The following is a 24,023-nucleotide window of genomic DNA, read 5'->3' as shown; positions in this document are numbered from 1 at the left end:
CCCGGAAGACCATCCGCCGGGAAATCGATCAGGCCAAGGCGACACCTCGTAAAGCTGGATGTCGCCTTACGGCTCCTGTGAACTGTCCTTCAACATGAGGCAGATAGGGCGACCACACGACGATGTCTGAAACCTCCGCGCCCCCAAGCAATTGCGCTGCGAATGATTGGTCCTGGAGGCTATGGACAAAGCGCCATTTCTCATTTGACTTAGCTGCCTTTCGGCGCGCTCGAAGTTTGCCTACGTCGTCTTCAATGCCGGCCGCATCCCAAAGTCCGTTGAAAAACGTTCGGATTTCTCGATAATTGGCAAGGCTTTCGACCTCGCGGAAAACGAATGCTTCAAGATTTCTTCCCCAACCGGACAGCGTTAAATTGGCGCTACCCGCACCGATCATTCGCCGACCGTTATCGTCCTCAAGGTAGATGACTTTAGGATGGAAAAGGCTGCGCTCGCCGAACCGCTCCGACAACCGATCGGGACGGATAGCATGTATGGGAACACAGGTCCTTTTGATGCGATTGGTGTCGATGAACCGCGGATCGCAAAAGACCCTGACGTCAGTACCTTTTTCGGTGAGCTCCTGCTGAAGCTGCTCGAACTCGATCCGATTTCGTGGACTTTCACTACCGATCACCGCGGGCAAAATAAACGTCTCGAAGAACTCAATGTCCAAGTTAAATGTGGTGAACCATGCTCGGCGCAGGGGCCCCATCCCGGTCACCTTGCGCTTCAATTCATGCAAGAGTTTCATACAACCGCTCCGCGCAGGCCATTCACGAAGCTGCTGAACTGAGGGAGATAATAGCTATTGTGCCATGAACCAGGCGCACGGCTGTTGGGCTCGGGCATAGAGACCGTCCGCGCATGGACATTGATGGTGCCGTCGCTGCCGACATTGAGCCATGAAACCTGGCCACGGGATTGCATTACCGAGCTATGGTAGATCGCCATTTCGCGAATTTGGCCGTCGAGATCGTTGGCCTTAGCTGCCCTGAGAAGCTGCCTGAGGCGCTTCGCCCCCTCCGTGCCCTTTATGGCTGGCAGATCCGCGTACTCAGAAACAGCACTAGATACGCGGGGCAATTGCGTCGCGTCTCGGCCGAAGTTTGCCCAAGCGCTCGCGACGTCGCCGGTTGATTGGGTTCGCCGAGATGCCATGAGGGTGAATAGCAGCGAGCAATCTGCTAGAAATGGCTCCAGGTGCACAATGTGCTCCAGCTTGGTCTTCTCTGCGGGCGCTAAATCCTGTGCAAGCGCCCGCTCGACAGCCTCTTGCGGCGAGAGATCTTCTGTTTCTTCGAGAACATGGAAAATCGCGCCGGCCGCACCTTGATTGAGCTCTGTCTGAGTCAGCCAAAACTCTTTCGCGTAACTTCCGACTGCCTGAGGGGAGGCAAATGCGCGAGCATATGCCCGAGTTAGATCTGCAGACACATCACTAAATGGAAGCTTCCCGCCTTGGATCGGTCGGGAGACGGTTTCCTTTAGGAATTCATATGTCTTGCTAGCAAGCTTGCTGAGCGAGCTCTTCGGTTCGCCATTTATCAGTTTCTCGGCATCCGCCCACCGGCTTTGATATGCTGGCTTGTGATAGTGATAATTTCCATCGAAGAAGCCCATTTCCATTAGCGGTGTTTTATATCGACCACTGACTCCGAGACCGAGCTGCCGGATCAGGATTTGGCCGACGGGTTCATGGGTAAGGATTAGTGCAGGAGGGCGATCTTCATTCGACCACAGTCTCCGCGCATTTAATATGCCAAGTATTCCGGTCGTTTCTACGTCTTGTATTTTCTCGTGGCGAAGCATTGAAAATACGAAGACGTTCTCAAGGAAAATCAGGCATGCTTGCTTGAAATTCAGGCTATCCTTACTCTGGTATTGGCGATGGAGCGAAGGGCTGAGTTTGACCCGATCATCCTCGACCAGCTTTTTCACCATGTAGTGATGAAACAAGTTGATCGTGAAATTGCGAACGTCGTTCGAGATTGAATTTATCCGGTTGCGAAAAACTTGTCTTCCAAATGCAGACCAAATAATCAGAGTGCCCACGGGGTCAATGTAGGAATCAGACGAAAGAGTGTCGTCGTATTCGGTGAGAAAGCTGTTCAAAAAGTGCGTCATTTGATTATTTTTCTCACGATGTTAAAAGTATCATTGGTGGAGCGCGAAATGGCTGGTCAGAAAGCGCTGGTTGATAGCGGACATCTTTGGGCGTTAGATTGCGGCTGCTTCAGGTCTCAATCCAAGCTTTTGAACACGTAGATCTGCTATCTACATCGGCTATCTAGATGTCTTGCAAGAGGAAATGAGGAATCAAGTGGTTCATTGCTCCAAGCTGCGACCGCTTTTGACGTATCGGGATAAGAGGCTTGGCACATGAGAAAACCTGATTCTGTTGCGGCACTGACCGAATTTGGCCGTGTTCGCCTATCAAAGTCGTTCTTTATGCGGGATTTTCTGTTCTCAGACATCGCCGCGATTCATGGGCTGGCCAACGTGCCTGATGATCCGGACTTGGCGATCGCAGCAGGAAGCAAGCTCTGCGAAGAACTGCTTGAACCGTTGCAGGATCGGTTTGGCCGTATCGCTGTTCGATCCGCCTTTCGGTCGTGCGAAGTCAATGGATTGGGCAATGAGATGCAAGCTGCAGGGAAGGGCGGGTACAACTGCGCGTCGAACGAGGCCAATTTTGCCGGGCATATCTGGGATCGACGCGATGCCGAAGGCCGGATGGGGGCCACGGCATGCGTCGTCGTTCCGGCATTTTGGGACACATTTCAGGCAGAGGGCGATTGGCGCAAACTCGGCTGGTGGATCCACGACCACCTTCCCTATTCGAGCCTAAATTTCTTCCCGAAGTACTGGGCCGTTAACATCGCTTGGCGCGAGGAGCCAGAGCGGCGGATCGACAGCTATACCTATCCCAAGGGCTGTTTGACCAAGGCGGGCATGCCGAACAATTCTGGATCACACGAGCAGGAGTGGGCTGGCATCGAGGCAGCGATGGTGCGCGGATTTGCTTAAAGGGAAAGCACGCATGTCGATCCCAGGACAGTTGATCAGCGCCGTCGATATGGCGGTTGCGGGCGGAATAGATCCGAAGCGCTTTCGAGCTGCCCTTCGCGCAGCAAATCTCGATTGGCATCCACACAACGGGCGTTGGGAGGTCGTGCAAGGGAGTTGTCAGCACCAGGACATGGAGAGGGTCATAGCGCAGCTGACCGCAGGGCGCGTCAGGCTCCGATCTACTTCAAAGGCCGTAAAGGGCGTTTCCACGGCCGCAAACCGCGACGAGCATTACGTGCTCGATCTCTGCGATGCTGTTCTCGGACTGAAGGCTTCCAGGCAGCATTGCTTCCCATTTCTCACCGGAGATCCGGATCGGCATGGTCGCCAAAAGCCACTGCCTGTCGATGGCTTTTACCCGGATCTTGGCCTTGTTGTGGAATATCATGAGCGCCAACACCGCGAACGCGTCGGTTTCTTCGACGATAAGCCGACGGTTTCTGGCGTGTCTCGGGGCGAGCAGCGCCGACGATATGATGAGCGCCGCGCCGAAGTGCTGCCGAGGCACGGCTATAGCTTAGGCTGTGTTGACAAAAGACTTCAGCCATAGGCGGGCGGCGGCGAGGTTGAGGAAGCTCTCGAAGGATAGGATTGTCTTGTCGTAGCGGGTAGCGATACGCCTCTGCGGCTTGAGTTTGCCGAACATGCACTCGACGCGGTTGCGATCCTTGTAACGCCGATAGTCGGGATGCTCTGGCACCTTCCGGTTCGATCGGGGTGGGATGATCGGCAGGATACCCTGGATCAGCAGGCTTTCCCGGAAGCGATCGCCATCATAGCCCTTGTCCGCCAGCAATGCCTTGGGTGCGGCGACCGGGATCTCCATGAGCGGCTCGGCAGCCGTGTAATCGGAAGCTTCGCCGCCGGTCAGGATGAAGCCGATAGGTAGTCCTTGATTGTCACATCGGGCGTGGATTTTGCTCGTAAAGCCGCCGCGTGATCGACCAAGAGCGTTCGCAAAAGCCCCCCTTTTCCGCCCGCTGCCGAGACGTGGCCGCGAACGCTGGTGCTGTCGATCATGTGCTGCCAGTCGTCAGTCAGCCCCAGATCGACCAGTGTTTGCAGGAGGGCATCCCAGACGCCCTGCTCGGCCCAGCGCCGGAACCTGACATAGACCGAGTTCCACTTGCCGTAGCGCTCGTGCATGTCGCGCCAGGGGCACCCGACCCGCAGCACATGTAGCATTCCATTGAGAAATCGCCGGTTGTCGCCCGCCGGCCGCGCCCAGCGACCCCGCTCAGGCGGCAGCAGCGGCCCGATCAGTTCCCACTCTGCATCCGACAAGTCTCCGCGACCCATGACTGCTCCTCAAAAAGCAGTCTTGAATCAGAACTCGGCTCAATTGGGAATCCCTTTTGTCAACACGGCCTAGTCGTTTTCGAGGTGCATGAATTCGCGCATGATAGAGCCAAGCGCCTACTCAGGTTATCTCAAGACGAGGCAATCATCAGGCAACGCCTTCAAAGCTTTATCGCCTGATTAAGGGTTGTTCGGGCAATGATGCACGATGGCTATTGAACCTCGTAACCCCCGACTTGCTGTATTGATAGACGCCGACAATGCATCCTCCCGGATCGCACCGCGGCTCTTTGAAGAGATTGCCAAAATCGGTGAGGCAAGTGTCCGACGTATCTACGGCGATTTCTCAGGCACAAGACTGAAATCCTGGGCCGACGTTCTCGCCACGCATGCTATCAAGGCGCACCAGAACTTCGCATACACCAGTGGCAAGAATGCCTCGGACATTGCTCTGGTTATCGACGCAATGGACCTTCTCCATACCGGCCGTTTCGATGGCTTTTGCCTTGTCTCGTCCGACAGTGATTTTACTGGCTTGGCCTCGCGTATCCGAGAGCAAGGCATCGACGTCTACGGCTTCGGAGAGCAGAAAACACCCGAGAGCTTTCGCCAAGCCTGTCGCCGCTTCATCTACACTGAAAACCTGCTGCCAGAGGCACCCACTCCCGATGAGCCGGGTGGACAGGACTCCCGTCCAGCTAATGTCATGAAACCGCCCACGGCCGCAGCTCCTCTCATCCGGACCGCTATCTCACAGCTTGATGATGAAGGGGGCTGGGTACCTCTCGGCCGCGTGGGCCAACGTCTTGCGGCGCTCGCTTCCGATTTTGACCCCCGAACCTATGGCCAAGGCAAGCTGAGCGACTTGGTCGAAAATGCCGGGGGATTCGAATCTCGCCGAACTGATACGGGCCATTTGCAGATCCGCGTCGTCGCCTCGGAAAATGCGGGCAAGGCTAAGGCTAAACATGCCACGCCCACATAACAGTTCTGGTTCGCTCCTCCGCGAGCTTGGCTCGTCTAGTGTGCTGAAGGTTTGACGAGGGGTCACTGCGGATGGCTCGCCTCACTAAAGCGCATTTGAGCTACATGAAACGCCATGGGATCGAACCCGAAGAAGCTTTTGATGCCACTGGCTTGAGGCGCGCCGAATATCGACCGAGAATGAAGGCTGAGGGGAAGTTTGTCGCCTACGGTGTTACGCCGTGTCACAACGGCCATACTTTGCGCAATCGGTACGGAAACTGCATTCAGTGTTCCCCGGCTTCAATCGCATTTGCGCGTCGGAGTGAATTGCCAGGCTATCTTTACCTTGCCCAGTCGTCGGATTTGGGTTTGATCAAAATCGGCTTCTCAAGCGACGATCCGGACAATCGGATCTACATCGCGAATCTCGATGGCTACGGCGGGGCGTGGGACTGGCGGATTTGCATGACGGTTTGGGCAGAACATGCCGGCGCGAAAGAGATCGCCGTGCATCGCTCGCTTTTCGAATTTCGCAATGAAAGGCTCTGGATACGGAATGGGGCGGCAGTCGTTTCGAAGGAGCTTTTCGATTGTGATCTCGCTCTAGCCATCGAAACTTTGGCGGCGCATCTCACGGCCAGAGAGCAAAAGGCGATTGAGTACCGATAAGCGCCATTGGAAATGCATCTGCGTGGTCGGGTCACGAACCCACCAAGCACAGGCGCATTGTCGCGACCATTTTTGTCGTAGATAACGTTTACAGGGTCGGAATGAACTCAAACTTCCGCACAAGCTTCACCGACCCCATCCAGATTGCGACCCTGGCAGCTGGCAGTGGCCGCATCGGCGTATCATTTTGCCCGGGCAAACAGTGTAGATCCGTTGGTGGATTTGACTGGCGGCGTGACCTCGCTGTTGACTTGGACGCGGTCTCTGAGTGGGGCGCTGTAGCGGTGATCTCGCTGATCGAAGACCACGAGATTGATGCGCTTGGCGTTTCAAATCTGGCTCCGGAGGTGGCAGCTCGAGGGATGCAGTGGTTTCACCTGCCAATCCCCGATGTCACCGCACCCGGCGCTGATTTCGAGCATGGGTGGCGCTCTGCCGGGCCCCATGTGCGCGACTTACTCGCCAGCGGACAAAGCGTCTTCATTCATTGCAAGGGCGGGCTCGGCCGCGCGGGGACGGTAGCCGCGAGGCTCCTCATCGAGCTGGGAGAAGCCGAGCCGAAAGATGCAATTGCGCGCGTGCGCGAAGTCCGCCGCGGCGCAATCGAGACTGTGTCTCAAGAAAATCACTTGCATTCGATCTGGGACATCTACGATCGCGCTCGAGGATGCTTGCTAGGGTTGGCTGTCGGCGATGCCTTGGGGACGACCCTCGAATTCAGGCCGCGCGATTCCTACCACCATATCACCGACATGGTTGGGGGAGGGCCGTTCGGTTTGGAGCCGGGCACGTGGACCGACGATACATCGATGGCCTTGGCGCTCGCGGACGCAATACTTGCGAGTGCAGCCCAGGGTTCTGTCTTCGAGCCAGTGGAGGCGCAAAGTCGCTTCGTCGATTGGTGGAGAAATGGGGCTTACAGCCCGACTGGTGATTGTTTCGACATCGGGATCACGACCAGTCAAGCGCTGAGCCGGTTTGAAGCGACCGGCGATCCCATGTCGGGATCAGCCGATCCTCGTTCGGCGGGGAATGGTTCGCTCATGAGGCTGGCACCCGTCGCGATCTGGGGAATCCATGAGGATCCCTCGATTGTGGCTCGTGTCGCCCGTCGGCAAAGCGCAACGACCCACGCGGCCCCAGCCTGTCTGGAAGCCTGCGATGCTTACTCATTGATCCTGAGAGCCGCCATTTTCGGTGCTGATTTCGAGCGGGCACTGACCCAGGCTCATGGCGAGTATGGGCCTGTGGTCGCGCCGATCATTGCTGGCAGCTGGCGCGGGAAGCAGCGCCACCAAATTTCCAGCAGCGGTTTTGTGGCGCATAGCCTCGAGGCAGCTCTCTGGTGCGTTGCAACCACGGACAATTTTGACGACGCCGTGCTTCTGGCAGCAAACCTGGGGGACGACGCCGACACAACTGCGGCCATCACAGGTCAGCTAGCCGGAGCTCTGTACGGAGCCTCGTCCATCCGGAAATCATGGCTCGAGAAGCTGGCTTGGCGCCATAGGATTGAGGATCTGGCTCGTAACCTAGCCTTCCCTGCAAAGACGCTGCCGAGCTAGTGTTTAACAGGTCGGATGATGACGCCAACACATCAGTGGTTTGATGATACAGCGCACTCGGAGTTCACAGATAGACGGCAGACTTGGCCCAATTACCTACAGCGGGGTCGCGCCCCAGAAATCAAACCGGGGTCCAAGCCTGCCTACTCCCGAGGGAGATATCATGAGAATGATCCAAAGGGACGAAAAGCCAATCCTGACTTCCACATACTCAACATAATAACCGCGAGCTTGCGGGCGACCGCGACCCGTGCCTTCAGAAGTCCGATCCTGTTTGCCAGTCGAAGCCCCCAGGTACGCAAATGGCTTTCTGTCTCAATCCTGCATAGGATCACTGTCGCGGCCGTGATCAAGTGCATCCTCGTCAGTTTGTTGCCATGCCGACTGATACGTCCGCGGCGTGATGTAATTCCGGATTGGTGCAGCGTTGGGGTGAGACCAAGGTAGGCGCCGACGTCTCGATTATGCTTGAAGCGATTGGGATCTCCAATTGCGCTGTAGAACGAGAGCGCGACGATGGTTCCGACCCCGGGGACAGTCATGAAACTCGAGCAAGCGGGTATGCTTGAAGCGAGATCCCGCAACTGTCGATCGAGTACCGAGATCTGTACGCGAAGTGCCTCCGCGATTTCGACTATTGGATGTAAGTCGATCCCGATCTCCAAGCCCTCGCGCTTCATGAGTCTGATCTGATTTTTGACTTCGGCTAACAGTGCTCCCTGACCGGTTAGAAGCTTTATGTCCCCCCCGTGAAGGCGGATGATCGATTGGATCACTGCATCTGTCCGGGTCCTATTCTTCAAAAGGGTTCGTCGCACATTCATGAGTGACCGGATGTTCTGATGCTCCAGTGGCTTAAGGTAGACTGACGAGCCCATCGTTCGCGCAATACGGCCCATTTCAGCCAATCCTCGTGCATCATGGACGTCGGTCTTTTGCCGCCGGATTGCTAGGAATTTGCTAGACTTGCGGACATCGACCACCTGAACTGGAAACCCGAAGGACATGAGTTCGCGCACCATTTGGGTGCCATTTCCGGCTTCAATCGTGATGCGTTGTACGGCTTCGACGCCGTGCCTCCGCAGGATGTCCCTAATGGGTCCGGATTTTGTCTCGCAAATTGCCTCGAAGATGATTTGTCCGTCAGTGTCCACCAGACAAACCGCGGTTTCGAGATGACCGGCATCGAGGCCAACCCAGTAGTTTTGATAGACCATCCAGCGTCTCCCGAGAGGCTTATGCTGGACGCTATGACTATCCACGTATCGAGCCGAAGCCGAATAGGAATGATCCTCGTTCGCGTGATAAGCGCGTAGGAAACGGTAGGAGCAGCGAGGATGGACCCACGAAAGGCTTTGGACGATCTCATACAAGAGCGAGAGGAGTCCTATTCGGCCGTCTCCCGTCTCCTCGGACGAAATTCAGCTTACATCCAACAGTACATAAAGCGCGGGTCACCGGCACGGCTCGATCAGAGTGACATCGCTCAGCTCGCCCTCCATTTCGACGTGCCGGCGAAACTGCTCGGGGGAAAGGGTCATGCCACCACTGCCCGGCGTTCAGTCGTTACAGTGCCGGTGCTTTGGCCAGAAAGTCTTGGCGAGACTCTCGAGCGATCGCGTCTGGTTGATGAGGCTTGGCTAAAGCGCCTGTGTAGCAGACATGGCGGCGTCGCAATTCTGCCAATCATCGGCGAGGCTATGGAGCCGACGCTACGTCAAGGTGATGAGGTGATGATCCAAAGACTACGTGCCGGCGAGACCTTACATGATGGACTTTATGCGGTCCGGGGATCGTCTGAAACGTTCGTACGAAGGATTGCGCTCTACCCCACAGGTAACCGCATCTCTGTGCTGACGGACCATCAATCTTATCCAAGCTGGAACGGCGTGCTTCGAAAATCAGTCAACGTCATTGGAAGGGTGATCTGGATCGGGTCTCAGGTCTCCTGAGTTACTGCAAACTGGGTGGCATCGCCTGATAGCGGATCGACAACGACCACATCGAAATCCTCGCCTGTCTTCGGTTCCGGTCGGGTCAGAAACACGACGCGTTTGCCTGGCAGCGATAGCAGCGCAGCCACCAGAGCGTCGGTGACACTGTCCTCGCGAGAGCGACGATTCGTTTCGGCTCCTGACCGAGAGGCTCAGCGACCATCACGGGCAAGCGTTAGGCAAGATCGCAGGTCGGCGCGAAGATCGGCGTAGACCGCATCTTGAATCAGTTAACCGCCCGATAAAGCTCGAACCGCGCAGCCAACCGGTCGCGGTCGGGCCGGTCGACCAGGCGATCTGGCATCAAGAGTGTCTTGCCGCGCATCGCCTTGATCCCCTGCTCGAGCATGGGTCCGTCGTTCATTGCATAAAGTTCGTCGGAAACATGGATGCGATAGTCGGGGTCGATGCCGATGAGGTTCGCGTCGAACGCGGCGTGATGGACTTTGGACAGAGGCAGGCCATTGGCGACCAGAGGCTGACCGAGCAGTTCGTCGCCATCGGCGATAATATGCGCGGCGTCGAGCAGGCGCCGTTCGGGCAGTCGTGAGATCGCACAGCGCCCGTCATAAGCGCCAAGCACGGCCTCCCGGAAGGTCGCCTGGTGCAAGCGTTGGCTGACGAGACGCAGGGCATAGCGGCGCTCGGGCGCGGGCGGGATGGCGGCCTTGCTGGCGGAAGGTGCCAGAGGCATGCCGAACCCGATCCGGGCGACTAGCTGCGATGCCGACCAGTCGACAATGAAACTGGGGTAGATGGCGGTGTAGCGGCCGGGTGCAATGCCGAGGAAGTAGATGACAGGTACCTGCGCTTCCATGGCTTCCTTCAGCCAGCGATTGTCGGCGGCATCGGGATTGCTGCCCATGAAAGCATAGTCGACCAGCTCTTCGCCAGCATGGATCTGCTCATGGACGCGGCGTTGATCGTCGTACCAGACACGTGCGCCGGTACGCGGAAACACAGTGCGGACACTCAGCAGATAACGCATTACCCTCGGCTTGAAGATGCCGCGCTGCGGATTGACGAACGGGATGCGCTCGCCCTGCCATCGGAAGCCCGCGGCTAGGTCGTCGGCGTCGAGCGGTCGCCCGGCCGCGCGTCGTTCGAGCTCGACGATCGCGGCCTGTCGCATCGCGGCGTCAACGGGGTCGACGAGGCTCATCCGAGATAGCGACGCTCGCGGTGCCAGGCGAGCATGTCGGCGGACGGTGGCGCATAGCCGCGCCGAGGTCCGCGCACCTCGACACCATGCAAGTCGTAATAATGCCGGCCATTGTCGAAATCGGCTTTCAATCGATGGCTGACCTCGAAGCGGTGGTCCTCCGAAACGGTGACGTAGCCGAGATCGAACAGGCGGTGAATGTCGGTGCGCAGCAACAGGCCGTTGGCGGGGTCATGCTCGCCGCCCTCGCCATAGCTGCGGATATGGGCGGCATCGAGAATGGGTAACGTCTGTTCGCCAGAAACAGCGCAGCGCCGTTCATAGGCATCGGTAACGGCAAGGCGAAACGCTCCTTGCCCCAGCCGGGGCCGCACCATTTGTGGTGTGCCATAGCGTTCGGCCGGCGCGCGATCGATGACTGGCAGTCCGGCCCGATCGGCGACACCATCCCACAGGTAGCGGCCCTCGGCATCATCGGTAGAATAGCGTTTGCCGGTGACGATGTTACGCGCAAAGCTTTTAGGGACGGGCAGCCATTGCTCGCACGGCCAGAAAAAGGGCTGGGTCAGAATACGGCAGCCGACCGGCGGATCGCTACGCTGATCAAGAAGGGCGTCGTCGCGGCGGTACCTGGCGATGCGCCGGCGCATTTCGGGCAGAGAGGTGACGCCATTCTTGATTCCGAACGCTTCCCAGGCAAGCGACAGGGGGACGTTGGAGGCATGGCTAAAAACGCCGCCGCCGACGATATAGTCATCGGGCGCGTGCAGCTTAAATAGGAACAGTTCGCCGACCGAGATCGCCCCAAAATTGCGCGTGCCGCTCGGCTGCCAGAAATTGACCTCATCGGGCCGTTCCTGACTGAGCAGCTCGAACCAACTGCGATCGGTGATAGCGACATAAAGACTGACCACGCTGAACAACTTCCCTGTTTTGCCCGTCGAGAGCAAGAGTGCGAAAGCGATTGTCGGCCTTGTCTAGCCTCAGTTTTACGACGTCGTAGCCGAGGCGGGCGGCCTATCCGCTGCTCGTGGCTTGGGCTCGCCGGAATTCCCGGCTGTCGACCCATTGTCCGTCAGACAATATGAGATGGGCGCAATCGCCCCATTTCTCGACGAACGCCGAGACGTCAACGGGTGCGTAATGGTTGGTGATCGAGGCAAAGGGATGAAAGGCGGGCAGCTCGCTCGTGACCTGCCCCTCCGCGTCGCAGAAGTGATGTGCCGCGCCAGGAAGGAGGCGGCGTTCGAACGGCATCGCTGCATTGGGATTGTGGTAGACGTTCAGCCCATCCACCCAACGTTCGTCGTAGCTGGGAGCGTTGACGAGGGAGCGAAAGTGGAGCGGCTCGGTTGCGTTCGGGTCGCTGTCGGGCTGTGTGCCTTCTCTGACGAGGACGACGCGGCCGGTGCCGAAGCCGGCGAGCACACCCATCCGATTGAACTTTGAGATGGTGCCGGCTGTCGTTGACACGACCGCGCTGACGTTCTCGGAGTCATTCGTGCGGAAGAACCCGGAGGGGATGACTTTCTCACCGAAGGCATGCTGCTCTACGCGCGTGGGCACGATCCTCAGTCTTCCATCGGCGTCCTTCGCCCCCGCGTGCTCGTAGCCGAACAGGTAGCGCTCGAGTGCCGATGACGTCGTCACCATTGATCCCGGCGAGGAGAAGTCGGCGATGGCGAGGACGAATGGGTTCGCCGCGACGTGCGGCCTCTCCCAGTAGCGCTTCTTCATCTTGGTGAAGAGCGCGCTGCCGAACTTGATCGGCATGTATTGCTGCAGGTAGGCGGTCTGCTGCTCGGCGGTGTCGCGCGGTGGAGGCGGCACGACCTTCCCTCCGTCACGGGTAGGCCCGACCGTCACGGCCTCCGTTGAGAAGCTACCCGCCAGTCCGGTGCATACGTAGTCCGGCATGGGCTGGGATCGGTCGAAGACGTATCCCAGTTCGACGAGGGTGGCGAACAGATAAAGTTCCCAGATCCGCTGATCGAAGCCGGTGGTCTGGAACTGCTCGATGAAGTTGCCGTCCACGTCGTCATACCATCGCATCATCTTCTCGATAATGTCGCGGGCAGGCGAGTTGGCCTCCTCGGTGATGAGGCTCACGAAGTCTGGATGGAGGCGTTCGTGCGGGTGGACCGGCGTGAAGAAGTCGACGGGGTCGCCGACCTCATCGGCCTGATGGTGATCCTCAGCAGGCGCATCTGCGGCCGCCCGCATTTCCTCAGCGAAAGCTTGGAATGCCTCCTGCGGATCGTCGTAGAAGCCGGAGACCATGACGTTACGGAAGCGAAGATTGCGGTCGGGCGCGAAGATCATCCCAAAATAGTCGCCATCGGTCCGGTCTCGGACGACCATGCCGACGATCCGACCGGCGTCGAGTTCGAAGTAGGCAAGCTCTTCGCATATCAGAACGGCGTGCGGTGCCCGGGCGTATCCAGCGATCGCATTGAATCGAGTAGATGAGATTTCGTCCATGCGGACGTTATGATGCCGGTCCTTGCCGTCGTCTACGAGGGATCGAACCGACTTAGCCACGTTTTCTTATCGACGGCTTTCTTCAACACCAGACCTCGCCACAGTTCAAATGAACGACCTACTTTGGCCGATAGCCGACGAGCATTGGCCGGTCGGTGATAAAGTGCTAGGCAGACAGAGCGAAGGGTGAGGGCTCATCTGTTCCTCTGGGCTGCTGCGGTGATGCGTGAGTCGCCATCAGATTGCCAGCGCGGGAAATGCATCAGCTGGACGGTTTGCAGACCGCCCATTTTCCAAGCCTTCCCCCCCAAACGAAGTATCGAACGGCGGTTAGATTTACGAAAATGTGGGGGAGAGTGTGGGGGTGGCTTTTTTCCGACCCCAATAACAGGATTGATATCAAATCGTTATTTCGATGGTTCGATTCTAGCCCTGTCCACCAACCCCTACCGAGTTGATTGGTACGCTACAGGGGGAAGCCCGGCGGAAAGGGTTTTCGCAGAGCACAGCTTCGCCGATGTCCCCGATCAGACGCGGCATGACGGGCAGGATCAGTCCGATTCCCTGCACGCCCACAACCACGATGAATGCGACGGCAGCCAGCCTGTGTGCGCTTTTAACCGTCATTGGCAGATTATTGCACTGGTCGACGCCAATGCGACACTAAATGTGCTGGTTGGGCTCCAGCCTCGACTTCAAGGTGAGGGAGCGCGCTGGCCACCGGGTCGATGAATTGGGGTGGCCGCGATGCGCTGGGTTACTACGGGCACGCACAGAAGTTCGGAAGGGACGATCTGGCGGACACAACCGCGCAATAATTGCGCTTGCACTGCAAGCATCATCCACACATGCATTACGGGCCACGTTCGCAAGGTCCAATGTCTGATGCGCAGGCGAGGCAATAAGGCGTTGATGGGGAATATGAAAACGATATGAAATTGCGCCGATTGACCTTTTTGTTCAGCATGTGTGTTGCGTTGCCGCTGTCGGCTGGCGATCGGCCTGAAGAACTCGCGCAATCAAATCCGCCCGCCCGGCTGCCTTATGCAGTTCCAGCGCCTGATGCCCCGGCGCTGGCGGCTCTTGGGTCTTTTGCGGTCGGCACGCAAATGCTGGCGATTGACGCACCAGACCGGGTGCTGCTGGCAAGCACCGGTGTTTCGCGGGGGGTGAGGACCATCAAGGCCCGGATCTGGTATCCTTCAGACGCGGCCGCCCATGCGCCGCGAACCGCGTTCGGGCATGCCTTGCCAAAGCGCGGCGGCGCAGGCGAACAATTCATCATCCCCAGCCTCGCCGCCGAAGGCGCGCTGCCGATAAAGGCACAGCGGTTTCCGCTGGTTGTTGTGTCCCACGGGTATGGCGGGTGGGACACCTTTATGACTTGGCTTTCGGAAAATCTTGCGACCAAAGGCTATGTCGTTGTCGCGATTGATCATGCAGATCAGCGCGTGTCGGACCCGGCCGAGTTTCCGGTTTCCTTCGGTAATGTCCTGATCAATCGCGCGGCTGATATACGTGCTGTGATCACAGCTTTGACGAGCCGGGCGGCGGACGCGAGCGATCCGATTGGCAGCGTCATGGATGCCGGCAATATCGGCCTGGTGGGATATTCGATGGGCGGCTTCGGGGTGCTGGGCGCGTCCGGGCTTGATTATGATATGGCGAGCCCGGTGATGGCTCAGCTTCCCGCGCCCGCGCAGTCCGCGATCCTTGAGAGCCAGGCATCGGGCAAGCCGATTGCAGAGCGGATCAAGGGGGTCGTGGCGCTGGCACCGTTTGGCGGAAGTCCGGCCACCCGGGTATGGTCACAGCCGGCGCTGGCCGCCTATGCCAAACCGCTGCTGATCATCGGCGGCGAGCATGACGATGTGGTCGATACCAAAAACGGCGTGAGCTGGATATTCGAGGGCATGATGCGCAATCAGCGGCATTTCCTGCTGTTCCAGAATGCGAGGCACAACATTGGCGGCAATCCGCCACCGCCCGAAGCTGATGGCGATTTTTCGACTCGCGAATACTTTGCCGAGCCGGTCTGGCGCACGGAGCGGATCAACGCGATCAATCAGCATTTCATCACGGCGTTTCTCGATCTTCACCTCAAGCGCGACGAAGGCAAACGGGCTTACCTTGATGTGACCCCGCAAGTTGCAGGCGATGGGCAATGGCCGCTTGCACCGTTGCAGAATGTGGGCGGCACTCCGGCGAGCGCCAGCGAGCCCGGGCACTGGCGCGGCTTTCAACGCCGCTGGGCCCTGGGGCTGGAAATGAAGATCGGCCAGCCTGCGACGCAATGATATCGCGCTGCCGGTGAGGCTTTCAGACGCTGCTGGCCCTGTCGGTCGTTGGGGCATCGTCGATCAGTTCGAGGACATCGCCGATAATCCGCTTCATCGCGGTTCGCGCCCCTGCCACATCACCCGCGACGATGGCGGTATGGACTGCGCGGTGATCCTCCACACTGGCGGACCGGCCCTTGATGCGATTGGTGAAGCGAATGGAGGTGCGCAGCGCGGTCGCGACCATATCGCGGAACTGATTGTAGAACGGATTGCGCGATGCCTCGAGCACCGCGATGTGAAACGCGATGTCGGCTTCGAGCGGGTCGTCGTTGCCCTCTTCGGCGGCGACCATTCGGGCAAGTCCCATGGCAATCGCAGATTGTTCAGCGGGGGTTGAGCCGGCGGCGGCGAGCGCTGCGGCTTCGGGTTCAATGCCAATGCGCAGTTCATTGAACTGGCGCAGCAGGTCGACCGAGAACTTGCGTTCAAGCAGCCAGTGAAGAACATCGGTGTCGAACAGGTTCCAGCTGGATGCTGCCTGGACGATGGTGCCCTGGCGCGGCCGCGCGCTCAGCAGCCCTTTGGCAGTGAGCATTTTTACCGCCTCGCGCGTCACCGAGCGGCTGACACCATATTGCCGGGCCAGCTCGGCTTCGGTCGGAAACGGCTGGGCATCGTAAACCCCGATCACGATGGCACGGCCCAGCGCATCGAGCATGCCATAGGTGAGATTGCGGCCCAGCCCGGTGCGTATGCTAACTGGAGTGGCTGCGGTGACGATGTTGGGATGCTCCTGTTCGGATAAAGCAGATAAAAAAGACTAGATTGCCGAGCGAATTTGTTCAACCGATGGATCAATACTCGTAGCGCAAATCGCGCGCATCGCAAAGGTTCCGCCATGACAATAGCTTCGCTCGCCATCGATTGGGGGTCGACCAACCGCCGCGTGTTTGCGCTTGATTCGGCGGGAGCCGTGGTCGAAACCGAGCGGGACGCGCTGGGGGTACTGGCCATGGCCGGGCGCGATTTTGCAGGCGAAGTGGCGATGCTGCGGGCGCGGTTTGGCGATGTGCCGGTGCTGATCGCGGGCATGGCCGGATCGAACCGCGGCTGGACGGATGCTGGCTACGTGCCGGTCACTGCTGTGGCCCCCGCCAGCCTTGCCGGGCTTGCAGCCGCACTATGCTGGGTCGAGCCGGGGCGCACCGCCATCATTCCCGGCGTGTCGCGGCAAGGCGGGCGCTGCGATGTCATGCGCGGCGAGGAAGTGCAGTTCCTTGGTGCCTGCGCAGCTGGCCTGGTGCCCGCAGACAGCCTGCTGTGCCAGCCCGGGACCCATGCCAAATGGGCGGTCATGAAGGGCGGTGCGATCACCGATTTCACGACTGCGGTGGTCGGCGAGGTGTTTGCTATGCTGGGCAAGGGCGGTCTGCTCGCCGATGGGCTTGATCTGCCGGTGCAGGATGGCCCCGCATTTCGCGATGGGGTCCTGCGTGGGCGTGAGGGCGATCTGCTGTCAGCACTGTTCGGGGCGCGGGCGGCGCTGGTGCTGGGCGAGCGGGAACGGACCGATCAGGCCAGCTATGTAAGCGGGCTGCTGATCGGCGCGGACGCGGCGCAGCGCGTTGCCCCGGGCGCACGGGTTCATGTCCTCGCCGATCCAGCGCTGGGTGCGCTTTATCTGACCGCTCTCGACGTGCTCGGCGCGAGCGGCGTGTTGGTAGACAGCCACAGCGCGTTCATGGCCGGGATCAACGCCATCCGCGCGGATATCACACTGGGAGCCGCGGCTTGACCGGTTCGAGGATCTCGCGCTGCGCGGGTGTCAGCCGATCGAGCAATTCCGGGGAATAGCGGAAGCCATACCGCGTGCTGCCCCAAGCCGGGCCGTAGCGATAGATGACAACCCGGCGATCGCCCGGATTGGTCCGGCGCGTGGCCCCGTGGGCTATGGCATCGACGAACAATAGCGCGTCGCCAGCTTTCAGCGTGACTTCGATCGACCCCTCGATGACTTCGTCCTCAGCCTCGCGGCGCGCATCGAATGGCTGGTTGAACACGGGGTGGGCGATGTTGCTTTTGTGGCTGCCGGGGATCACGCGCGTGCCGCCGTCACCGGGGTTGATATCGGTGAGCGCGATCAGGATATTGACCTGAGCACAGCGAAATTGGCCATTCACGAAGCGGAACTGGTTGCGCACCACGCCGTCTTGACCGCCCGAATGCATCGGGAAAAAGCCGCCACTGCGCCGGATCGAGGCGAAGCATTCATCGATGAACAGCCCTTGCACATAGGTGCCGTCCTCGCCGCAATAGCGGCGGACACGGTCGATCCACGCGGGATGGTCGATCAGCGCTTCGAACGGCGGGCCGGCCTCGACGATATTGTGCAGTTCGGTGCCCGTGGCACCGGCATTGTCCATTCGCTGCACATTGCCCCACCATTGCCCGGCCTCAAGCGCGGGAAATGCATCGAAGGCGGCATTAAGCTGCGCCAGAAGATCCGGTCCGACCGCGCCGGGCAGGACCAGATAACCATTGAGATCGAACAGAAAGTCCTGGGTATCAAAGCCATTGTTCATGCCAAATGCTCCTCAAGCGGCAAGATCAAGCGCCGCACGGACCAACCGCGCGGCATATTCGGTTTGCGGGTGCGCCAGAATGTCGGAAGCTGCGCCTTCTTCCACAATCGCGCCTGCCTTCATGACGATGATCCGTTGGCACAGCGCGCGGACAACTTTGAGATCGTGGGAAATGAACAGATAGGACAGGCCCCGCTCGCGCTGGAGGCGCTGTAGCAGTGCCAGAATTTGCGCCTGGACCGATAGGTCGAGCGCTGACGTCGGCTCGTCGAGCAGCAAAAATTCGGGTTCGACTGCCAGTGCGCGGGCAATCGACAGGCGCTGGCGCTGGCCGCCCGAAAACTCGTGCGGGAAGCGTGCCAGAATATCTCCCATCGCAGCTTCGCCAAGCCCGGCATCATCAAGCGCCGCGCGAACCCGCCTCAGCCGGTCGGCCGGGCCGCTGCCGATGCCGTTGACGATCAGCCCCTCCTCGACGATCTGACGGACCGAAAGGCGGGGGTTGAGGCTGGCGAAAGGGTCTTGCAACACGATCTGCATCCGCCTGCGAAACGGCTGCATCGCGGCGCGGTCAAAGCCATCGATCCGCGTGCTATCGAACGCGATTTCGCCCGAAGCGGCGGCGATCAGGCGCATCATCGCCAGGCCCAGGGTGGTCTTGCCCGACCCGGATTCGCCGACGATCCCAACAGATTCGCCTCGCGCAACCGCGAGACTGGCTGCGTGCACGACGCGAATGTCCGCCGGCTTCGCGCCCCAGCCCGTGCGGCGGGCAGGGAAGTCGACACACAGGTTACGCGCTTCGCACAGCGGATCGCCAGAACCGGTAAACGGCGGTGCGACGGCGGAAGGTTCGGCCGCAAGCAGCATTTGCGTGTAGGTGTGCTGCGGTGTTGCAAAGATCGCGGCCGTTTCTCCCGCTTCGACGATGCGGCCTGCCTGCATGACGTGAACCCGGCTGGCATGGCGGCGGACTATGGTCAGATCATGGGTGATCAGCAGCACGGCCATTGCATAGCGCGCCTGCAAATCCTTAAGCAGCGCAAGGATTTGTGCCTGCACGATCACGTCGAGCGCGGTTGTCGGTTCATCGGCAATCAGCAAATCGGGCTGGTTCGATAGCGCCATCGCAATCATGACGCGCTGGCGTTGCCCGCCCGAAAGCTCGTGGGGATATTGCCGCAATTTCAGCAGCGGTTCGGGCAGGCCGACTTCTTCGAGCAGTTCACCGGCTCGGGTCATGGCCGCTGATCGGCTGATCGGCTGATGGATGCAGATTGCCTCGACGAGTTGTGCGCCGACCGTGTGCAAGGGATTGAGCGAACTCATCGGCTCCTGAAACACCATCGCCATGCGGTTTCCGCGCAGTCGCCGCAGCGCGGGTTCGCGCAAGGTCGTAAGTTCGGTGCCGGCCAAGCGGATGCTCGAGCCCGCCGCGAGCGCTGCGCCGCGCGGGAGCAATCCCATAATGGCCCGCGCGGTCAGCGATTTGCCCGATCCCGATTCGCCAACCAGCGCCACCGTTTCGCCGCGGGCAATGGTCAGCGCCGCTCCGGCCACCAGCGTCCTGGCGCCAAAACCGATGCCCAACCCGGCCACTTCCAGCACGGGATCAGTAAGGGTCGATTGCGTCACGCAGCGCATCTCCCACAGCGTTGAAAGCAAACACGGTGATGAACACAAATCCCACCGGGCTGAGAATCCAAGGGTATGATCCGATAGCGGCAAACGAGCCGGCATCCTGCAACATCAGCCCCCACGAAATCAGCGGGGGTTTCACCGCCAGGCCCAGAAAACCCAGAAAGCTCTCAAGCAGGACGATCGCGGGCAGCGTCAGCGTGAAGCTGACCAGCACGTGCGAAACCAGATTGGGCGCAATGTGCCGATAAACCACGCGCCAGTCGGTCGCACCCAGCGCGATTGCCGCACGGACATAGTCCATCCGGGCCAGCACCATGGTCTTTCCGCGGATCTCGCGCGCCAGCCCGGCCCAGCCGAGCATGGCCATGATGCCGATCAACAGAATAAGAAACATGCCCGAACCCAGCGTGATCGGGATCAGCGCGCCCAGCGCGAGGTAAAGCGGCAATTGCGGGAAGGCGAGCACGAAGTCGATCAGCCGGCTCAGCCAGCGGTCGATCGCGCCGCCTCGGTAACCGGCAATCGCGCCAAGCAGCAGGCCAGTCGTGGTGGTCAGGGTGACGACGATCGTTGCCAGCCCCAGCGAAATGCGTGCCGCCACCAATCCGCGCGAGAAGATATCGCGCCCGAACCTGTCGGTGCCGAGCAAGTGAAGCTCGCCGTCGGGATCGCGCGGCGCCACCAGATGCCCACGCACAAACAGGCCCAGCCGCACCGGCTGTGCGCCTGCTGTGGTCAGGATCGGTTGCAAGGTCACCGGATCGACCTTGCCGCTGTCGATGGGGTTGACGAAGCCTGCGCTGGTCCAATGGCTTGGCGGCTGAAACGGCGCAAAGCGGGTATCGGGATCATGCGGGGCCAGAAACCTGCCGAACAGCACAATTATCAGGAGCAGCACCAGACAGCCGAGCCCGGCCAACCCGAGCCGCGAGCGAGCAAAGCGCAGCCAAACCAGCCGCGCGTAGTTTTGCGGACGAGCAGTGGCCTGTGGGCGGCTCATGCCTCGCTTCCCAGCCTCAGCCGCGGATCAACCAGCACGAGCGCCAGGTCGGCCAGAATGTTGCCGAGGATCAGCGTTGCCGCCAGCACCAGCATGAAAGTGGCGGCTACGAACACATCGCCCACCGCCATGGCCCCGACAATTGCCGGGCCGACCGTGGCGAGGCCGAACACAATCGCCACCTCGATCTCTCCGGTCATCATGTAGGGCAGGGCGACGCCCTGATAGGCGATCAGCGGGTGGACGGCATTGGGCACAGCATGACGCAGGACGACCCTGTGCGCGGGCAGTCCCTTGGCACGCGCCGTCTCGATATACTGCGCGCCGAGCACGTCGAGCAGATTGCCGCGCATGACGCGCACGTTGTAAGCCAGCCCGCCCCAGGTGGCGATCACGATGACGGGCCAAACATGGCCGAGCAGATCGCCGAGTTTGGCAAGGCTCCACGGCGCGCCGGCAAAGGCGGCGGACTGGAAGCTGCCAATCTGGGTGACGTCGAAATGGAAAATGAGGACATAAAGCATGACGAGCGCCAACAGAAAGCGCGGTGTCGTCATGCCCAGGAAGGCGATCACGTTGATCAACCGATCTGCCCATGTGCCGGCATTGGTGGCGGCAAGAATGCCAAGGCCCACACCGATTGCCGACGCGAGCATATGGCACACCAGCGCCAGGGCGATCGTGGCCGGAAGCCGTTCCCAGACGATGTCGGCAACGGGGCGATTGGAGGCCATGGACATGCCGAAATCGAACCGGCTGACGATACCCCAGAGCCAGCGGCCATATTGCACGAGCAGCGGATCGTTGAGCCCGTTCTGCGCGCGGTAGAGCGCCGCCTGTGCATCGGCCTCGGCGGCAGACGCGCCGCCCTGGTTGATCAGCATCGTGCGCAGACCATCGGCATAATCACCCGGCGGTGACTTGATGATCAGAAATGTGACAAGGCTGAGCGCCAGCAGCACGGGAATCGCTTCCAGAATGCGCCGCAGCAGGAAGAGGAAGACGGCCCGGCTCATCGGGCCTTGCAATCAAAGCAGCCGGGCAGTGTGCGCGGGCGCAGTTCCACGCCGCCCTGTTTGGCAGGCGGCACGAACAACCGCTCCCGCATGATCGCATCCTCCGCCCAGTTGAACATGAAAATCGGCATCCCGCCAAACACCCCGCCGATCCGGCGATTGACCACCAGTGCGCCCGGAAAGCGCACCAACCCGACCGCGTTCACATTTTCGGTTGAAAGCGCCTGATAACGCGCCATCAGTCGCCGACGCAGCGCTGGATCGCGCGTAGCCTGAAACGCGCGCACGATTTCGACCATTTCCGTCTCGTAAGGCAGCAGATCAAGCTGGCCATCTGGCCCCGCACGGTGGAACGCGTGGCTATAGGGCCCCATCGGCGCCAGCGCATCGGCGCCCTGGACGACTGTGATCAGTTCGGTCGAATTGGCGCGGGTCAGCAGCCAGTCGAACTGGCCGCTCGCATTGGCGGCATCGCGCTGGGTGCCGCCGACAAAGCGCAGAATAACGCGCAGGCCGATCTCGCGTGCGAAGATGAGCACGCCTTCGGCCAGCGTGCGATCGGTCGCGGTGTCGGGGCTGGCGGTCAGCACGATCTCGATATTGCCGCCATCGGCAAAATTGCGAAGGCCGTCGCCATCGGTGTCCTTGAGCCCGATCCGGTCGAGAAGCCTGCGGGCCTGCGCGGCGTCATGAGCGAACACACGGGTTGCGGCGGCATCGAAAAATGGCGTTTCGGGCAGAATGCCGCCGGCATAGGGCAGCACGAAGGGGCCTTTGGCAAGCGCTGCGGCAAGCGTGCGCCGATCCATCGCGAGGCTGATTGCCTGGCGAAATTCAGGTAGGCGGTTCAGCTGCCTGATGCGCTGTGCGCGGGCATCGGGTTCACCCCAGCCATTGCCTGAAAGATTGAGCAGCACCGAATAAGCAGCGCCGCGCGGGCCAAAAGCGATGCGGAACGGTGCCCCCGGACGCGCGGCTTGCTCCAACACTTCGACATAGTTGCCCGGTACTTCGACGTTGGCGAGATCACTGGTGCCAGCAATCACCTGAATGTCACGGTCATTCCAGCCCAGCAGGCGATATTGCAGCTCGTCGAAATAGGGCAGCTGTTGCCCCTCGGCATCGACTTTCCAGTAATAGGGATTGCGGCGCAGGATCAGAATGTCATCAGGCCGGTATTCGCTGACCACCCACGCGCCCATGACCGGGAAATTGACCCGCGCAGCGGGGAACGCATTGCGATAATCAGCATAGCTGTTGCGCTTGTTGTACCGCGGGTGCTGCGGCCGCAGGACGTGGGCAGGGCCGGGGCAGAACTTGCCGTATGCCATCTGATACAGCACGTCTTCGGGGAAGGGGCGCTGGAATGTCCACCGGATCGTATAGGGGCCAAGCGCTTCGAGTTTCGAACCCTGACCGAATGTATCCGGGCCGGCGCCGCCCAGCGGCGACACTTGCGGATCGAGGACGTTGTCGGTCCAGTAGAACATGACATCGTCGCTGGTGAACGGATGTCCGTCAGACCAGCGCGCGCCTTCAACCAGGTTCATCGTCAATTGCAGGCCGTCTTTCGACCAAGACCAGCTTTTTGCCAGATTGGGCAGGGGCCGCAAAGCATCGGGCCGCACCAGGAACAATGGCCCCGTGCGCGTGAGGCATTCCATTGTGCCGATATCGACCCCGCCCCAGCCCTGCGACTGCCCAGCGCTGTAGTTCCAGCCTTCGGGGCGCCCGCCTGTGACTTGCCGCAGCGCATCGCCGTAATGGCCGGTCCCGTCCGGCATCGCGGCTGGGCCGACGACCAACGGCTCGCGCGGCAGGCGCTTGGAAACCGGGGGCAGCAAGCCTTTGGCCACGAAATCACGGGTGACCCAAACCGGTTCGGAATACGCGGGCAAGCGGCGGAACGACACCAGATCTTCGGGCGCCAATGTCGGCTTCAGCGCACCGGCCGGCATCAGCGCCGCGGTTGCTTCTGGATCGGCGACCCCGGCAGATTGCGGCGGCGCAGAACAGGCAGCTGACAGCAGCGCGGCCATCGCCGCTGCTGTGCGCATTGCTGTGCTTGCCTCTACCATCCCATTCCCCGCCGCGCCGTTCTTCACGGTCACTTTTTGATGCTGTCGGCGTTGCCCACCGATCACAATACGCGCCGTTTCGTCGGCATGGATTTGACAGTAGCAGATTGATAATATAATTGCCAGATCGATGCGGCGCATGGAGCTGAGCTCGCAATCGGAAAGTCGGCAGAACTAGCCGACCCATCAGGGGAGAGACATCGTGGTTCATTCCAC

At 60.1% G+C, this 24,023-nt stretch carries 20 protein-coding genes and 2 pseudogenes; 7 read left to right on the top strand and 15 right to left on the bottom strand.

The window, feature by feature from the left end; translation table 11 throughout:
• Positions 1-28 precede the first annotated feature (28 nt).
• A complete protein-coding gene (locus C0V72_RS07215; protein WP_101792784.1) occupies positions 29-754 on the bottom strand; it encodes a phospholipase D-like domain-containing protein in 726 nt (241 codons plus the stop codon).
• On the bottom strand, positions 751-2,127 hold the full coding sequence (locus C0V72_RS07210) for a hypothetical protein (RefSeq protein WP_101792781.1): 1,377 nt from the start codon (positions 2,125-2,127) through the stop codon (positions 751-753). The genes C0V72_RS07215 and C0V72_RS07210 overlap by 4 nt, the downstream gene beginning before the upstream one ends.
• A gap of 255 nt (positions 2,128-2,382) precedes the next feature.
• Here C0V72_RS07210 and C0V72_RS07205 point away from each other — a divergent pair, with 255 nt between their 5' ends.
• Positions 2,383-3,030, top strand: a complete 648-nt coding sequence (locus C0V72_RS07205; RefSeq protein ID WP_101792778.1) for a hypothetical protein — start codon at positions 2,383-2,385, stop codon at positions 3,028-3,030.
• 226 nt (positions 3,031-3,256) lie between these two features.
• On the opposite strand, the gene C0V72_RS07200 is transcribed toward C0V72_RS07205, so the two are convergent.
• Positions 3,257-3,580, bottom strand: coding sequence for a hypothetical protein (locus C0V72_RS07200; protein WP_101792775.1), 324 nt, complete (start codon positions 3,578-3,580; stop codon positions 3,257-3,259).
• Between the two features lie 9 nt (positions 3,581-3,589).
• Positions 3,590-4,371, bottom strand: a pseudogene (locus C0V72_RS07195) (IS5 family transposase).
• 208 nt (positions 4,372-4,579) lie between these two features.
• On the opposite strand from C0V72_RS07195, the gene C0V72_RS07190 reads away from it, so the two are divergent.
• From C0V72_RS07190 to C0V72_RS07180, 3 genes are all read left to right on the top strand, one after another.
• Entirely contained in the window at positions 4,580-5,356 is a 777-nt protein-coding gene (locus C0V72_RS07190) for an NYN domain-containing protein (RefSeq protein WP_101792772.1), read from the top strand.
• 71 nt (positions 5,357-5,427) lie between these two features.
• Positions 5,428-6,006, top strand: a complete 579-nt coding sequence (locus C0V72_RS16195) for a GIY-YIG nuclease family protein (RefSeq protein WP_143704543.1) — start codon at positions 5,428-5,430, stop codon at positions 6,004-6,006.
• Between the two features lie 101 nt (positions 6,007-6,107).
• A complete protein-coding gene (locus C0V72_RS07180) occupies positions 6,108-7,571 on the top strand; it encodes an ADP-ribosylglycohydrolase family protein (RefSeq protein WP_101792765.1) in 1,464 nt (487 codons plus the stop codon).
• Between the two features lie 161 nt (positions 7,572-7,732).
• On the opposite strand, the gene C0V72_RS07175 is transcribed toward C0V72_RS07180, so the two are convergent.
• Complete coding sequence (locus C0V72_RS07175; protein WP_101792763.1) at positions 7,733-8,788, bottom strand: IS110 family transposase; 1,056 nt, start codon at positions 8,786-8,788, stop codon at positions 7,733-7,735.
• A 120-nt stretch (positions 8,789-8,908) separates the two neighbouring features.
• Here C0V72_RS07175 and C0V72_RS16190 point away from each other — a divergent pair, with 120 nt between their 5' ends.
• Entirely contained in the window at positions 8,909-9,523 is a 615-nt protein-coding gene (locus C0V72_RS16190) for a S24 family peptidase (RefSeq protein ID WP_172438946.1), read from the top strand.
• Here C0V72_RS16190 and C0V72_RS16805 read toward each other — a convergent pair.
• The 4 genes and pseudogenes from C0V72_RS16805 to C0V72_RS07160 form a co-directional block, all read right to left on the bottom strand.
• A pseudogene (locus C0V72_RS16805) lies at positions 9,511-9,690 on the bottom strand (DUF6615 family protein); the annotation flags it as partial. The gene C0V72_RS16190 and the pseudogene C0V72_RS16805 overlap by 13 nt on opposite strands.
• A 101-nt stretch (positions 9,691-9,791) precedes the next feature.
• Positions 9,792-10,727, bottom strand: a complete 936-nt coding sequence (locus tag C0V72_RS07170; RefSeq protein WP_101792760.1) for an HNH endonuclease — start codon at positions 10,725-10,727, stop codon at positions 9,792-9,794.
• On the bottom strand, positions 10,724-11,641 hold the full coding sequence (locus C0V72_RS07165; protein WP_101792811.1) for an HNH endonuclease: 918 nt from the start codon (positions 11,639-11,641) through the stop codon (positions 10,724-10,726). Before C0V72_RS07165 ends, C0V72_RS07170 begins: the two co-directional genes overlap by 4 nt.
• Before the next feature lie 103 nt (positions 11,642-11,744).
• A complete protein-coding gene (locus C0V72_RS07160) occupies positions 11,745-13,208 on the bottom strand; it encodes a hypothetical protein (protein WP_101792757.1) in 1,464 nt (487 codons plus the stop codon).
• Between the two features lie 965 nt (positions 13,209-14,173).
• Between C0V72_RS07160 and C0V72_RS07150 the strand changes: the two genes are divergently transcribed.
• Complete coding sequence (locus C0V72_RS07150) at positions 14,174-15,505, top strand: alpha/beta hydrolase family protein (RefSeq protein ID WP_172438945.1); 1,332 nt, start codon at positions 14,174-14,176, stop codon at positions 15,503-15,505.
• Positions 15,506-15,527: 22 nt separating this feature from the next.
• Here the strand turns inward: C0V72_RS07150 and C0V72_RS07145 are convergent, their stop codons facing one another.
• Positions 15,528-16,208 carry a FadR/GntR family transcriptional regulator gene (locus C0V72_RS07145; protein WP_101792748.1) on the bottom strand — a complete coding sequence of 227 codons (681 nt, stop codon included), beginning with the start codon at positions 16,206-16,208 and terminating at the stop codon, positions 15,528-15,530.
• 180 nt (positions 16,209-16,388) lie between these two features.
• Here C0V72_RS07145 and C0V72_RS07140 point away from each other — a divergent pair, with 180 nt between their 5' ends.
• Positions 16,389-17,285 carry a 2-dehydro-3-deoxygalactonokinase gene (locus C0V72_RS07140; protein ID WP_101792745.1) on the top strand — a complete coding sequence of 299 codons (897 nt, stop codon included), beginning with the start codon at positions 16,389-16,391 and terminating at the stop codon, positions 17,283-17,285.
• Here the strand turns inward: C0V72_RS07140 and C0V72_RS07135 are convergent.
• Genes C0V72_RS07135 through C0V72_RS07115 form a run of 5 tightly spaced genes read right to left on the bottom strand, consistent with a single transcriptional unit; the run spans position 17,263 to position 23,840 of the window.
• Positions 17,263-18,072, bottom strand: a complete 810-nt coding sequence (locus tag C0V72_RS07135) for a phytanoyl-CoA dioxygenase family protein (protein WP_101792743.1) — start codon at positions 18,070-18,072, stop codon at positions 17,263-17,265. The two genes, C0V72_RS07140 and C0V72_RS07135, sit on opposite strands and share 23 nt — an antisense overlap.
• Positions 18,073-18,084: 12 nt before the next feature.
• A complete protein-coding gene (locus C0V72_RS07130) occupies positions 18,085-19,707 on the bottom strand; it encodes an ABC transporter ATP-binding protein (RefSeq protein WP_233999828.1) in 1,623 nt (540 codons plus the stop codon).
• Entirely contained in the window at positions 19,685-20,713 is a 1,029-nt protein-coding gene (locus tag C0V72_RS07125) for an ABC transporter permease (protein WP_101792809.1), read from the bottom strand. Before C0V72_RS07125 ends, C0V72_RS07130 begins: the two co-directional genes overlap by 23 nt.
• Positions 20,710-21,729 (bottom strand): ABC transporter permease, encoded by a 1,020-nt coding sequence (locus C0V72_RS07120; protein ID WP_101792738.1) that lies wholly within the window; start codon positions 21,727-21,729, stop codon positions 20,710-20,712. The genes C0V72_RS07125 and C0V72_RS07120 overlap by 4 nt, the downstream gene beginning before the upstream one ends.
• Positions 21,726-23,840 (bottom strand): ABC transporter substrate-binding protein, encoded by a 2,115-nt coding sequence (locus tag C0V72_RS07115; protein ID WP_199797778.1) that lies wholly within the window; start codon positions 23,838-23,840, stop codon positions 21,726-21,728. Before C0V72_RS07115 ends, C0V72_RS07120 begins: the two co-directional genes overlap by 4 nt.
• Positions 23,841-24,023: the final 183 nt, after the last annotated feature.

The organism is Porphyrobacter sp. TH134 (assembly GCF_002855495.1).
Taxonomy (GTDB): domain Bacteria; phylum Pseudomonadota; class Alphaproteobacteria; order Sphingomonadales; family Sphingomonadaceae; genus Erythrobacter.
This window is presented reverse-complemented; position numbering and strand designations above follow the sequence as displayed.